The 12626-nt window shown below is 71.5% G+C and carries 13 protein-coding genes and 1 riboswitch; all 13 genes read right to left on the bottom strand.

Translation table 11 applies throughout. The features are described 5' to 3' along the window. Positions 1 to 444 precede the first annotated feature (444 nt). The 13 genes from H488_RS31210 to rpsB all read right to left on the bottom strand — a co-directional run bounded on the left by H488_RS31210 (position 445) and on the right by rpsB (position 12593). Positions 445 to 1044, bottom strand: coding sequence for a methionine ABC transporter permease (locus H488_RS31210; protein ID WP_081615817.1), 600 nt, complete (start codon positions 1042 to 1044; stop codon positions 445 to 447). A 56-nt stretch (positions 1045 to 1100) separates the two neighbouring features. After that, positions 1101 to 2180: a methionine ABC transporter ATP-binding protein gene (locus H488_RS31205; RefSeq protein ID WP_017834140.1), complete on the bottom strand. Its 1080-nt coding sequence runs from the start codon at positions 2178 to 2180 to the stop codon at positions 1101 to 1103. Beyond that, the gene (locus H488_RS31200) at positions 2177 to 3070 is read right to left on the bottom strand and encodes a MetQ/NlpA family ABC transporter substrate-binding protein (protein WP_031283335.1); all 894 of its coding nucleotides are present in this window, start codon (positions 3068 to 3070) and stop codon (positions 2177 to 2179) included. The genes H488_RS31205 and H488_RS31200 overlap by 4 nt, the downstream gene beginning before the upstream one ends. A gap of 100 nt (positions 3071 to 3170) precedes the next feature. After that, positions 3171 to 3287, bottom strand: a riboswitch (SAM riboswitch). A 44-nt stretch (positions 3288 to 3331) separates the two neighbouring features. Further along, on the bottom strand, positions 3332 to 4606 hold the full coding sequence (gene dxr, locus H488_RS31195; RefSeq protein WP_017834138.1) for a 1-deoxy-D-xylulose-5-phosphate reductoisomerase: 1275 nt from the start codon (positions 4604 to 4606) through the stop codon (positions 3332 to 3334). Positions 4607 to 4737: 131 nt separating this feature from the next. Further along, positions 4738 to 5010 (bottom strand): GlsB/YeaQ/YmgE family stress response membrane protein, encoded by a 273-nt coding sequence (locus tag H488_RS31190; RefSeq protein ID WP_017834137.1) that lies wholly within the window; start codon positions 5008 to 5010, stop codon positions 4738 to 4740. A 221-nt stretch (positions 5011 to 5231) separates the two neighbouring features. Next, the gene (locus H488_RS31185; protein ID WP_017834136.1) at positions 5232 to 6863 is read right to left on the bottom strand and encodes a solute symporter family protein; all 1632 of its coding nucleotides are present in this window, start codon (positions 6861 to 6863) and stop codon (positions 5232 to 5234) included. Positions 6864 to 6866: 3 nt separating this feature from the next. Continuing rightward, positions 6867 to 7247: a DUF485 domain-containing protein gene (locus H488_RS31180; protein ID WP_017834135.1), complete on the bottom strand. Its 381-nt coding sequence runs from the start codon at positions 7245 to 7247 to the stop codon at positions 6867 to 6869. 164 nt (positions 7248 to 7411) lie between these two features. Then, positions 7412 to 8020 carry a hypothetical protein gene (locus tag H488_RS31175; RefSeq protein ID WP_017834134.1) on the bottom strand — a complete coding sequence of 203 codons (609 nt, stop codon included), beginning with the start codon at positions 8018 to 8020 and terminating at the stop codon, positions 7412 to 7414. Positions 8021 to 8045: 25 nt separating this feature from the next. After that, positions 8046 to 9002, bottom strand: a complete 957-nt coding sequence (locus H488_RS31170; protein ID WP_017834133.1) for a phosphatidate cytidylyltransferase — start codon at positions 9000 to 9002, stop codon at positions 8046 to 8048. Further along, positions 9002 to 9559 (bottom strand): ribosome recycling factor, encoded by a 558-nt coding sequence (gene frr, locus H488_RS31165; protein WP_017834132.1) that lies wholly within the window; start codon positions 9557 to 9559, stop codon positions 9002 to 9004. Before frr ends, H488_RS31170 begins: the two co-directional genes overlap by 1 nt. A gap of 126 nt (positions 9560 to 9685) precedes the next feature. Continuing rightward, positions 9686 to 10459 (bottom strand): UMP kinase, encoded by a 774-nt coding sequence (pyrH, locus tag H488_RS31160; protein ID WP_017834131.1) that lies wholly within the window; start codon positions 10457 to 10459, stop codon positions 9686 to 9688. A gap of 232 nt (positions 10460 to 10691) precedes the next feature. Next, complete coding sequence (gene tsf, locus H488_RS31155; protein WP_017834130.1) at positions 10692 to 11522, bottom strand: translation elongation factor Ts; 831 nt, start codon at positions 11520 to 11522, stop codon at positions 10692 to 10694. 162 nt (positions 11523 to 11684) lie between these two features. After that, on the bottom strand, positions 11685 to 12593 hold the full coding sequence (gene rpsB / locus H488_RS31150; protein WP_017834129.1) for a 30S ribosomal protein S2: 909 nt from the start codon (positions 12591 to 12593) through the stop codon (positions 11685 to 11687). Positions 12594 to 12626: the final 33 nt, after the last annotated feature.

Below are 12626 nucleotides of genomic sequence, written 5' to 3'. Positions count from 1 at the left end.
GACGTGTGCTCTTCCGATCTCATCCCCACCATGGAGATGTAGCCGCCCAGCGGGACCGCCTTGAGCCCGTACTCCGTCTCGCCGCGCCGGCGGGAGAGCACGGTGCGCCCGAAGCCGACCATGTACTGCGTGACGCGCACGCCGAAGAGCTTGGCCGGCACGAGGTGGCCGATCTCGTGGAGGGCGATGGAGACCGCGATGGCGGCGGCGGCCAGCAGCACGCCCACGAGGAACAGCACGACACCCATCCGTCGGACCTCCCGGGATCGTCGAGGGACCCCGGCGGGCGCCGGGGACGTCGGGGCCGTGCGCTCGGCACGGCGAGGACCAGTCTGCACCACGATCCTGGACGTCGGGCACCGGGCGCACCAGGGCACGACGACGGCCGGTGCCCTCCCGGGAGGGAGGCGCACCGGCCGTCGGAGGGCTGCGGGGCGGGGCGCCTCAGCGGCGCAGGATCCGGCGGGCCAGCCGGTTGCCCACCACCTGCACGAGCTGGACCAGGACCACGATGACGGCGACCGCCGCCCACGTGACCTCGTCGTTGAACCGCTGGTAGCCCAGGCGCAGGGCGAAGTCGCCCAGGCCGCCGGCGCCGATGGCACCGGCCATCGCCGACATGTCCGTGATGCCGATGACCAGGAACGTGTAGCCGAGCACCAGGGGGCCCAGCGCCTCGGGCAGGATCACCGTGGTGATGATCCGGCCGCGGGAGACGCCCATGGAGCGGGCCGCCTCCACGACCCCGGGGTCCACGCTCATGAGGTTCTGCTCGACGATGCGCGCCACCGCGAACATGGCCCCGATGGTCATCGCGAAGATCGCGGCATTGGGCCCCAGCCGGGTCCCGACGACCCCCTGGGTCACCGGTCCCAGCGCGGCCAGCAGGATGATGAACGGGATCGGCCGGACGAAGTTCACCACGAGGTTGAGGCCCTCGTGCACCGCCCGGTTCTCCAGGATGTTGCCCCGGCGGGTGACGTAGAGGCCGACGCCCACGAGCAGACCGAGCAGGCCGGCGAGCAGCAGCGTGACCGCCACCATGTAGAGGGTCTCCCCGAGCGCGGACAGCAGCTCGGGTCCCAGGACGGACCAGTCGTTCACGCGGCCACCTCTCTCAGGGTCGTGATGCGGGACATCTCGTCGACCACGGCCTGCACGGCCGCGTCCGCACCGGTCAGCTCGAAGGTCAGGGACCCGAACGACTGCTCCTGGAGCACGCTGATCCCGCCGTAGGCGATGGTGAAGCGGACCCCGCGGGCGGCGCCGTCCGAGAGCACCCCGCCGATGTCCACGCCGTCGCCGACGTCCACGATCACCAGGCGCCCCCGGTGGGCGCGGCGCAGCCGCTCGACCTCACGGGCGTCGGGCACCGAGTGCAGGACGGAGGAGACGAAGCGGCGGGCGGTCTCGGTGCGGGGCCGGGCGAAGATGTCCACGGTGGAGCCGTGCTCCACGACCTTCCCGTCCTGCATCACGGCCACGCGGTCGGCGATCGCGCGGACCACGTCCATCTCGTGGGTGATGATCACGATCGTGATCCCGAGCTCCCGGTTGACCCGCTGCAGCACCTGCAGCACCTCCTGGGTGGTCTCCGGGTCGAGGGCGCTCGTCGACTCGTCGGCCAGGAGCAGCTTCGGGCTGGTCGCCAGGGCGCGGGCGATGCCCACGCGCTGCTTCTGCCCGCCGGAGAGCTGCTCCGGGTAGTTGCCGGCGCGGGCGGCGAGGCCCACGAACTCGAGCAGCTCGGCCACCCGCGCCCGGCGCTTCTCCTTCGGCCAGCCGGCCCGCTTGAGCGGATACTCGACGTTGCCGGCGACGGTGCGGGAGGTGAAGAGGTTGAACTGCTGGAAGATCATCCCGATCTCCTGCCGCACGGGCGCCAGCTCGGTCTCGCGCCGGCCGGCCACCTCGAAGCCCTCCACGGTCAGGGAGCCCGAGGACACGGGCTCGAGCCCGTTGATCAGGCGCACGAGGGTGGACTTGCCCGCCCCGGAGTAGCCGATCACGCCGAAGATCTCGCCGCGGCGGACGTCGAGGGTGACGTCGTCGACCGCGAGCACCTCGCGCGCCGCCCGCCCCGAGCCGGTGCGGAAGGTCTTGGAGACGTTGCGGAAGGAGACGAGCACCTCGTCCGGGCGCCCGGGTGCGGGCGGCCCGGCGGGGACCGCCGCGCTCACTGCTCCTGGTCCTTCAGCTCCTGCTGGTAGCGCGCGGTCAGCTCCTGGAGCTCCTCCGGCTCCAGCTGCAGCGGCACGGCGGTGTCCTTGGTCTCCTCCATCTCGGCGTCGAGCACGGCCTGCTCGTGGTAGAGGTCCGCGACCTGCCGGAGGGTCTCGTCGTCGGCGAGCTCCTCCGTGGTGGTGAAGAGGTTGACGTAGGCGCGGGAGCCCTCGGACTCGGGGTCGTCCTGGGCGAGCGCGGACTGCGGGTCGATGTCGGCCCGCGAGAGGAAGTCGTTGTTGATGACCGAGCCGGCCACCGAGTCGAGCGAGAGCACCGTCTGCTCCGCGGAGACCGGGGTGACCCGCACCGTGGAGGCCTCGGTGTCGACGTCGAGCTCGGTGGGGATGAGGGTGTCGCTTCTCAGCTCCACGAGACCTGCGGCCTCGAGCACGAGCAGGGCCCGGGAGAGGTTCACGGCGTCGTTGGGCACCGCGATCTCGTCGCCCTCCTGGAACTGCTCCACGGAGTCGTACTGGTTGGAGTACAGGCCCAGCGGGTAGATCGAGGTCGAGCCGATCGGGGTGATGGAGCCGCCGGCCGCGTTGTTGTAGTCGGCGAGGAACGGGACGTGCTGGAACCAGGTCATCTCCACGTCACCGGACTCGGTGGCGGGGTTCGGCTGGTTGTAGTCGGAGAAGTCGACGTACTCGACGGTGATGCCCTGCTCCTCGGCCACCCTCTGGAGGGCATCGTGGGTCGGGTCGGTGCCCACCACGCCGATGGTGACCTTGTCGTCGGCCAGCACGCCCTCGCCGGAGGACTCCCCGGCGGAGCCGCCGCAGGCGGTGAGGGCGAGGCCGAGGGTCGTGGCCAGGGCGAGGAAGGGGAGGCGCTGCAATCGCATGTGGTGCCTTTCCGTGGGTCCGGGGTGTCGGAGGTCTCCACCGGGGCCAACGGGTCCGGCGGCCACGGTCGAGGGCGCGCCGGAGAGCGCGTGCGCGGTCGGACCGTACTTGCCGCCGGCCGTCGTCGGCCGGTGCCGGATGGTTCACCTGGGGCACCCCACTACGGGAGAGGGTTGCCGCCCAGCAAGCCAGGGCTGCACGCTGGGACTCGTCATCCGCCCGACAGACTAGCACGTGCGGCGGGGCCGGGCCCGGCCCGGTCAGCGGGCGAGGACCTCGCGGGCCCGCCCGCGGGCCCAGCGCTCGGCCGCCAGCACGGCCTCGAGCTCCAGCGGGCCGACGTCGTCGTGCTCGCCCAGCACCGCCTCGACCGTGTCCACGATGGCGGGGAACCGGATCCGGCCGTCGTGGAAGGCGTGCACCGCCTCCTCGTTGGCCGCGTTGAACACGGCGGGGAAGGTCCCGCCCCGCTCCCCCGCAGCCTTGAGGAGCTCGACGGCGGGGAACGCCACCGGGTCGAGGGGCTCGAAGGTCCACTCCGTGGCGCGCGTCCAGTCGCACGGCAGGGCGGCCCCGGGCACCCGGTGCGGCCAGGCCAGACCGAGGGCGATGGGCAGGCGCATGTCCGGGGGCGAGGCCTGGGCGAGGGTGGAGCCGTCCACGAACTGGACCATGGAGTGCACGACCGACTGGGGGTGGACCACCACGTCGATGCGCTCGAGGGGCACGTCGAAGAGCAGGTGGGCCTCGAGCACCTCGAGGGCCTTGTTGACCATGGTCGCCGAGTTGGTCGTCACCATCAGGCCCATGTCCCACGTCGGGTGGCGCAGCGCGTCCCGGGGCGTGACCGTCTCGAGCTCCGCCCGGGACCGGCCGCGGAAGGGCCCGCCGGAGGCCGTCAGCACGAGCCGGTCCACCTCCGCGGCGGTGCCGCCGCGCAGCGCCTGCGCCAGCGCGGAGTGCTCGGAGTCCACGGGAATCAGGGCGTCCGGGTCCCCGGTGGCCGCGGCGGCTGCCTTGACCAGGGCGCCGCCGGCGATCAGGGACTCCTTGTTCGCCAGGGCGAGCCGGTGCCCGGCCCGCAGCGCCGCCAGCGTGGGGGCGAGCCCGATGGAGCCGGTGATCCCGTTGAGCACGAGGTCGGCGTCGGGGTGGGCGGCGGCCGCGGACGCGGCGTCGGGCCCGTGCACGACGTCCGGGCGGTATCCCCCGGCCCCGGCGGACGCGGCCCGGTCCGCGATGAGGCCGGCCAGCCGGGCGGCGTCCTGGGCGGTGCCGCTGGTCGCCACGAGCGCGGCGCGGGTCTCGAGGGCCTGCTCGGAGAGGAGCTCCAGGTGCCGTGGTCCGGCGGCGAGGGCGACCACGGTGAACGGGTCCGCGCCCTCGAGCTCGCGGGCGGCCCGCACGACGTCGAGCGCCTGGGTGCCGATCGAGCCCGTCGACCCGAGGACGCTGATCCGGCGGGGGCCGGCGGCGGCCAGGGCGCGCAGCTCGGGTGTCGGGCGGGTGCGGGGCGAGGTGGCGGGGGGCGTCATGGCCCCAGTATCCCCCAGCGCCACTCCTCGGTGCGGTGCCCGCAGGGGGTGCCTGCGGACGGCCCGGAACGGGCCGAGGCCCCGTCCACCGGGAGCGGTGGACGGGGCCTCGGCGACCGACGGGGGTGGGATCAGCGCGTGGCGCGACCCTTGCGGCCGGAGACCGCGCCCCAGATGAAGAGCACGATGAGGGCTCCCACGACGGCGGTGATGATGGTGCCGATGTCGAACGCGGACTCCAGGTCCCCGATGCCGATCAGCGAGCCGAGGAAGCCTCCGAGGAGGGCCCCCACGATGCCGAGGACGATCGTGACGATGATGCCGCCACCCTGGCTGCCCGGCATGATGAGCTTGGCGAGGGCGCCTGCGATGAGGCCGAGGATGATCCAGCTGATGATTCCCATGATGGCTCCTTATCCGTCCCGGGAGGGACTTTTATTGTACGCAACCGGCGAGTATCCCTGGAATACCCTGAGGTTGCTTCTGCGCCTCACCCTAGCCGACGGTCAGCCGCCTGTCTGTTCCCGTTAGCCAATCGACGCGTTCCCCCGGACGCGGACCGGCCCGCCGGAAGCCGGGGCTTCGGGCGGGCCGGTGGATCCTCCCAGGTGGGAGCGGGAATCCGTCAGTGGGCGACGGGCTTCTCGGCGCCGATGCCTGTGAGGGAGCGCACCTCCATCTCGGACTGCTTGATCGGGTCCTCGAGACGGCGCTCCGTCATGGAACCGATGAAGCCGAGCAGGAAGGAGGCCGGGATCGAGACGATGCCCGGGTTCTGCAGCGGGAACCACGCGAAGTCGGCGGTCGGGATCATCGACGTCTCGGAGCCGGACATGACCGGGGAGAAGACGATGAGGCCCACCGAGAGGATCAGGCCGCCGTACATGGACCAGACCGCGCCCCGGGTGGTGAAGCGCCGCCAGTACAGGGAGTACAGGATGGTCGGCAGGTTCGCCGAGGCCGCGACCGCGAAGGCGAGCGCCACGAGGAACGCGACGTTCTGGCCCTGGGCGCCGATGCCGCCCGCGATGGAGACGAGACCGATGACCACCACCGTGGTCTTCGCCACCTTCAGCTCCTTGCGGGGATCGGAGTTCCCCTTCTTGATCACGCTGGTGTAAATGTCGTGGGCGAACGAGGCCGAGGCCGTGATGGCCAGGCCGGCGACGACCGCGAGGATCGTGGCGAAGGCCACCGCCGCGATGATGCCCATCAGCAGGGACCCGCCGAGCTCGAACGCCAGCAGCGGGGCCGCGGAGTTCACGCCGCCGGGTGCCGCCTGGATCCGCTCGGCGCCGATGAGGGCCGCCGCGCCGAAGCCCAGGATGAGGGTGAAGAGGTAGAACAGGCCGATCAGCGAGATGGCCCAGACCACGGAGGTGCGCGCCTCCTTGGCCGTGGGCACCGTGTAGAAGCGCATGAGCACGTGGGGCAGGCCCGCCGCGCCGAAGACGAGGGCCAGGCCCAGGGAGATGAAGTCCAGCTTGCTGGTCTCGCTCACGCCGTACTTCAGGCCCGGCTCGAGGATGGCCGGGTTGCCGGAGACGGCGACCGCGTCACCGAGCAGGGAGGAGAAGTTGAAGCCGTAGAGCGCCAGGATCCAGACGGTCATGACCGCCACGCCGGAGACCAGGAGCACCGCCTTGATGATCTGCACGTAGGTGGTGCCCTTCATCCCGCCCACGAGGACGTAGACGATCATGAGCACGCCCACGACCACGATGACCAGCGACTGCCCGACCCGCGAGCTGATGCCCAGCAGCAGCGACACCAAGGCGCCCGCCCCGGCCATCTGGGCCAGCAGGTAGAACGCGGACACGGCGAGGGTGGAGATGGACGCCGCGACGCGCACGGGACGCTGGCGCAGGCGGAAGGACAGGACGTCCGCCATCGTGAACTTGCCGGTGTTGCGCAGCAGCTCGGCGATCAGCAGCAGCGCCACGAGCCAGGCCACGAGGAAGCCGATGGAGTAGAGGAACCCGTCGTAGCCCTGGAGGGCGATCGCGCCCACGATGCCCAGGAAGGACGCCGCCGAGAGGTAGTCGCCCGCGATGGCCAGGCCGTTCTGGGTGCCGCTGAAGCCACGGCCGCCGGCGTAGTAGTCGGCCGCCGTGGACGTGGACTTCGAGGCGCGGAGGACGATGACCATCGTCACGACGACGAACGCGCCGAAGATGGAGATGTTGATCCAGGGCGTGCCGACCGTCTCCGTGGTGGCGGCCGTCATGGGCGCGAGCGCGGTGTGCAGCTGGTGCATCGGTCAGTTCTCCTGTCCGTGGACGCCGCCGGTGGTGCCGAGGCTGGGCTCGAGACGCTCCCGGATGGCCGTGGCCTTCGGGTCCAGCTTGCGGTTGGCGAAGGACACGTAGGCCCCCGTGATGGCAAAGGTCGTGACGAACTGGAGCAGGCCCAGGACGACGCCGAGGTTGACGTTGCCGATGACCTGGATGGCGAACAGCTGCGGCGCGTACATGGCGAGCACCACGTACAGCAGGTACCAGACCAGGAAGGCGACGGCGAGCGGGAAGACGAAGCCGCGATGGGTCTTCCGCAGCTCCTGGAACTCTGGCGACCGCTGGGCCGCGGGGAAATCGATGTCGGCGACGAGGTCGTCGGCGTCGATGGGTGGCTGGGTGGACATGGGCTACCTCCTCATGTGATGTGGCCCACACTAGGCCGTTGTATGCACAGGAGCAAGGCGTGACACCCAAAAGTTGCTTTTCTGGGGTCAGGATGAACACGGAACGGCGTTTCTGGACGAGGCCCGGTCCAGCATGTATACACAGAGGCTTCGGGGAGCCTGTTTCAGCGAGAGGCCAGGAGCAGCTGGACGGCGCGGTCCAGGAAGGCGTCCACCTGCTGCTCCTCGTAGCTGCGCTCCCCCTGCGCGGGCGGGAACACGGCCCGGCGCAGCTCGGCCGGCACGAGGTCCGCGGCGCCCTCCAGCCGGGCGCCCAGGCGCTCGCAGAGGACGTCCACGTGGGCCGCGGAGTAGCCCTGGGCCCGCGGCCGGGAGGGGCGCCGGAAGCGCTGCGTGCGCGGCCGGTCGAGACGGTTCCGGAGCAGCCGGGCCAGGGCGTCGAAGTGCTCTTGCCAGGCCTCGGGGCCCCGGTCGCGCAGGCACTGCTCGCGCTCGGCCGCGGCCAGCGCGTCCTCGGCCGCGTCCAGCAGCCCGTCGACGGCCTCCGGCCGGTAACCGCCCCGCGCGTCGGCGAAGACGGCGGCGCGCACCTGAGTGCTCAGCACGGCCCCGGACCGGTGCGCCGGTCCGGGACCGAGCGGCGCGTCCTGCAGGGCCGCGTGCACGCCGGCCAGGAGCTCGTCCACCTGGACGACGTCGTAGCCGCGCTCGGCCTCGGTGCACCGCGGGATGCGGGCGGTGGCCGGCCGGGCTCCGGGGCGGTCGGGAGGCATGGGCTGCGGGTCCTGGACGCCGGGCTCAGGCGCTCGCGGCGAAGAGCTCGAACAGCAGGTACCCGGCGGGCACGGCGAAGAGGATGGAGTCGATCCGGTCCATCACGCCCCCGTGGCCGGGCAGGAGGGTGCCCATGTCCTTGATCCCCAGCTCGCGCTTGACCATGGACTCGGAGAAGTCGCCGAGGGTGGCGGCGAGCACGAGCACCGCGGCGAGCACGGCGCCCTCCCACCAGGCGTGGTCGAGCAGCAGCACGGCGCACAGGACGCCGATCAGCACCGAGCCGCCCAGCGACCCGGCGAAGCCCTCCCAGGACTTCTTGGGGCTGATCCGCGGCGCCATGGGGTGGCGGCCCCAGACCACGCCCACGGCGTAGCCGCACGTGTCCGAGCCGACGGCCAGCAGGATGACCGTGAGCACCTTCAGGGGGCCCGCCTCGGTGTGGTAGAGCAGCAGGGCGATGCTCAGCAGGAAGCCCACCCAGACCAGGGCGAACACGGAGCCCATGATGGACAGGATCATGCCGTCCCGGCCCCCCAGGGCCCGCCAGACGATCACGAGCGTCAGCCCCACGATCACGGCCATCATCAGCGCCTCGCCGCCACCGGCGAACGCGGCGACCGGCATCAGCACGCCCGCGGTCACCGCCGGGACGCGCGGGATGACGATGCCGCGGTAGCGCAGGGACCGGCCGACCTCCCAGACGCCGATCCCCGCCGCCGTCCCGGCGAAGAGCGCCAGGACGAGGGGCTGGACGAACAGCCCGACGAGCAGGGTCCCGATGAGCACCACGGCGACGCCCACGGCGGCCGGCAGGTTCCGGCCGGCGCGGGAGGGGGCGGTGTGCCGGCGCCCCGGCGTGCCGGGGGTCGTCGCGGCGCCGGCCCGGACGGGCGCCGGCCGGGCACGCGGGGAGAAGGCCCCCCCGGCGGTTCCCGGGGAAGCCTTCGTCTCCTGGTGCGGTCGCGGCTGGTCCGGCATCAGACCTGCAGCAGCTCCGCTTCCTTGTTCTTGAGCATCTCATCGATCTGGTCGATGTGCTTCTTGGTCGCGGCGTCGAGGTCCTTCTCGGCGCGCTTGCCCTCGTCCTCGCCGATGTCGCCGTCCTTGACGGCCTTCTCGATCTGGTCCTTGGCGTGCCGGCGGATGTTGCGCACGGAGACGCGCGCCTCCTCGGCCTTGTGCCCGACGACCTTGACGTACTCCTTGCGCCGCTCCTGCGTCAGCTCCGGCATGACCACGCGGATGACGTTGCCGTCATTGGCGGGGTTCGCCCCGATGTCCGAGTTGCGCAGCGCCTTCTCGATGTCGTTGAGGGCGGAGCGGTCGTACGGCGTGATGAGCAGCGTGCGGGCCTCGGGGTTCTGGAAGGAGGCGAGCTGCTGGAGCGGGGTGGGAGTGCCGTAGTACTCGACCAGCAGGCTCGAGAAGAGGGAGGGGTTGGCCCGGCCCGTGCGGATCGCGGCGAAGTCCTCCTTGGCGCCTTCCACGGCCTTGCCCATCTTGGTCTTCGCTTCGGACATGGTCTCTGAGATCACGTAGGGGCTCCTTCGTCGTGTCGCACGGAGTCCTCCGCGCGGGGTCGGTTCGGCCGGTCGCCGCGCGGGAACCACGCCGCCCGGCCGTGCTCGCCCCAGTCTAACCGGGGGCCGCCCGGCACCGGCTCACGCGGTGACGAGGGTGCCGATCTGCTCCCCGAGGATCGCGCGGGTGACGTTGCCCTCGCCCTCCATGCCGAACACGCGCATCGTCACGTCGTTGTCGCGGCACAGGCTGAAGGCCGTCTGGTCCATGACCCGGATGTCGCGGGCGAGGGCCTCGCCGTAGGTGAGGGTGGACAGCCGCTGGGCGTCCGGGTTCGTGCGGGGGTCCGCGGTGTAGACGCCGTCCACCCCGTTCTTCGCCATGAGGACCTCGTCCGCGTGGACCTCGAGGGCCCGCTGGGCCGCGACGGTGTCGGTGGAGAAGTAGGGCAGCCCGGCGCCGGCGCCGAAGATCACGACGCGGTCCTTCTCCATGTGCCGGATGGCCCGGCGCGGGATGTAGACCTCGGCCACCTGCTCCATCTTGATCGCGGACTGCACCCGGGTGTCGACCCCGCACTGCTCGAGGAAGTCCTGCAGGGCCAGGCAGTTCATGACGGTGCCGAGCATCCCCATGTAGTCCGCACGGGAGCGGTCCATGCCGGCCTGGGAGAGCTCCGCGCCGCGGAAGAAGTTGCCGCCGCCCACCACGATGGCGGTCTCGACCTGGCCCACGGTGGCCGCGATCTGCTCGGCGATGTCGCGGACCACGCGCGTGTCCACCCCGATGGAGCCGCCGCCGAAGACCTCGCCCGAGAGCTTCAGCAGCACCCGGCGGCGGGCGGGGGCGACCCGGGGGTCCCTGCTCAGGCGCAGGGCCTCGTCCTTGATCTCGGAGGCAGAAGTGGTGGGCATGGTTCCTCCCGGCGACGACGGAGCTGCGTGGACCGGCTCGGCCCCGCGAGGGTGCAGCTGGCGCGGGGGGCGGGCCTCCCTCAGCATACAGAACGCGTCCGCCCCCGGGGGCCGGCCTCCGGGGCCTCGAGGGCGTCGTCGCAGGCGGGACCGGGAACGACGACGGAGGCGTCCCTGCCGTGCAGGAACGCCTCCGTCGCGAGCGGGCGCCGGGCGCCCGGGAGAGGACCGGTCAGGCGCCGACGCGGAAGCGGGCGAAGGCCGTGGCGGTCGCACCGGCCTCCTCGAGCACCTTGCCGACGGTCTTCTTGGAGTCCTTGGCGAAGTCCTGGTCCAGCAGGACGACGTCCTTGAAGTAGCCCTTGAGGCGGCCGTTGATGATGTTCGGCAGGATCTTCTCCGGCTTGCCCTCGGCGCGGGCCGTCTCCTCGGCGACGCGCTTCTCCGACTCGACGGTCTCGGCGGGCACGTCCTCCTGGGAGAGGAACGTCGGGGACATCGCGGCGATGTGCACGGCGACGTCGTGGGCGACCTGCCCGGCGTCGGCACCGGCCACGGCCAGCAGCACGCCGACCTGCGCCGGGAGGTCCTTGGAGGTCTTGTGCAGGTAGACGGCCACGTTGTCGCCCTCGACGCGGGCGATGCGCCGGACGACGACCTTCTCGCCGAGCAGGGCACCGGTCTCGGTGACGAGCTCGGAGACGGCCTTGCCGTCGACCTGGGCGTCCATGAGGGACTCGAGCGTGGTGGCGTCGGCGGCCACGGCGGCGTCGAGCACCTTGTTGCCGAACTCGACGAACGGGGCGGACTTCGCCACGAAGTCGGTCTCGGAGTTGACCTCGACCATGTACCCGACGGTGCCCTCGACGCGCGCGGCGACGAGGCCCTCGGCCGTGGCCCGGCCCTCGCGCTTGGTGACGCCCTTGAGGCCCTTGACGCGGATGATCTCCTGCGCCTTCTGGAGGTCGCCGTCGGCCTCGTCGAGCGCCTTCTTGACGTCCAGCATGCCGGCGCCGGTGCGCTCACGCAGGGCCTTGATCTCGGTGGCGGTGTAGTTCGCCATGGAAACTCCTCACTCGGTCGGTGGTGCCGGCCGGGTTTTCGAACCTCTTTTTTGTCTAAGCAANAAGGGAATGGGAAAAGCCATTCGAAAAGCACGGGCCCGCCCCGGCCGGCCTCGGGCGGGGACGGTGCCCCGCCGGGGGAAACGGACGGTGGACGGAGACTACTCGGCGGCGGTCTCGGTCTCGGCCGGGGCCTCGGCGGGAGCCTCGGTCTCGGCCGGGGCCTCGGTCGCGGCGGCGGTCTCGGCCTCGGCCGGGGCAGCGGTCTCGGCCGGGGCCTCGGTCGCGGCGGTCTGCTCGGCGGCGTGCTGCTCGAGCAGCTCGCGCTCCCACTCGGCCATCGGCTCGGCGGCCTGGTCGGCGCCGCCGGACTTCTTGTTGTGGCGCTCCATGAGCCCCTCGGCCACGGCGTCGGCGATCACGCGGGTCAGGAGGTTGACGGAGCGGATGGCGTCGTCGTTGCCCGGGATCGGGAAGGCGACCTCGTCGGGGTCGCAGTTGGTGTCGAGGATCGCGACGACCGGGATGCCCAGCTTCTGGGCCTCGTCCACCGCGAGGTGCTCCTTCTTGGTGTCCACGATCCAGATCAGGGAGGGGGCCTTGGTCAGGTTGCGGATGCCGCCGAGGGTGCGCTCCAGCTTCTCCTTCTCGCGGCGCAGGAGCAGGAGCTCCTTCTTCGTGTACTGCGAGCCGGCGACGTCGTCGAAGTCGATCTCCTCGAGCTCCTTCATGCGCTCGATGCGCTTGGAGACCGTGGCGAAGTTCGTGAGCATGCCGCCGAGCCAGCGGTGGTTCACGTAGGGCATGCCCACGCGGGTGGCCTGCTCGGCGATGGCCTCCTGGGCCTGCTTCTTGGTGCCGACGAAGAGGATGGTGCCGCCGTGGGCCACGGTGGTCTTGACGGCCTCGTAGGCGCGGTCGATGAAGGACAGCGACTGCTGGAGGTCGATGATGTAGATGCCGTTGCGCTCGGTGAAGATGAAGCGCTTCATCTTCGGGTTCCACCGGCGGGTCTGGTGGCCGAAGTGCACGCCGCTGTCGAGGAGCTGGCGCATGGTAACGACGGACATGTCGTCTCCTGGTCTCTCGTGCGGGAGGGCGTG

The sequence above is a fragment of the Kocuria sp. UCD-OTCP genome (assembly GCF_000349605.1).
GTDB classification, from domain to species: domain Bacteria; phylum Actinomycetota; class Actinomycetes; order Actinomycetales; family Micrococcaceae; genus Kocuria; species Kocuria rosea.
Note: the sequence above shows the minus strand (reverse complement) of the source record. Positions and strands in the feature narration are given on the sequence as shown.

Excerpts from the sequence above, each read along its gene's own strand:
- H488_RS31210 (WP_081615817.1), bottom strand. The coding sequence starts at position 1,044 with ATGGTGGCGGTCACGCTGCTGCTCGCCGGCCTGCTCGGTCTGCTCGTG.
- H488_RS31200 (WP_031283335.1), bottom strand. The coding sequence starts at position 3,070 with ATGCGATTGCAGCGCCTCCCCTTCCTCGCCCTGGCCACGACCCTCGGC.
- dxr (WP_017834138.1), bottom strand. The coding sequence starts at position 4,606 with ATGACGCCCCCCGCCACCTCGCCCCGCACCCGCCCGACACCCGAGCTG.
- H488_RS31190 (WP_017834137.1), bottom strand. The coding sequence starts at position 5,010 with ATGGGAATCATCAGCTGGATCATCCTCGGCCTCATCGCAGGCGCCCTC.
- H488_RS31185 (WP_017834136.1), bottom strand. The coding sequence starts at position 6,863 with ATGCACCAGCTGCACACCGCGCTCGCGCCCATGACGGCCGCCACCACG.
- H488_RS31180 (WP_017834135.1), bottom strand. The coding sequence starts at position 7,247 with ATGTCCACCCAGCCACCCATCGACGCCGACGACCTCGTCGCCGACATC.
- H488_RS31175 (WP_017834134.1), bottom strand. The coding sequence starts at position 8,020 with ATGCCTCCCGACCGCCCCGGAGCCCGGCCGGCCACCGCCCGCATCCCG.
- H488_RS31170 (WP_017834133.1), bottom strand. The coding sequence starts at position 9,002 with ATGCCGGACCAGCCGCGACCGCACCAGGAGACGAAGGCTTCCCCGGGA.
- pyrH (WP_017834131.1), bottom strand. The coding sequence starts at position 10,459 with ATGCCCACCACTTCTGCCTCCGAGATCAAGGACGAGGCCCTGCGCCTG.
- tsf (WP_017834130.1), bottom strand. The coding sequence starts at position 11,522 with ATGGCGAACTACACCGCCACCGAGATCAAGGCCCTGCGTGAGCGCACC.
- rpsB (WP_017834129.1), bottom strand. The coding sequence starts at position 12,593 with ATGTCCGTCGTTACCATGCGCCAGCTCCTCGACAGCGGCGTGCACTTC.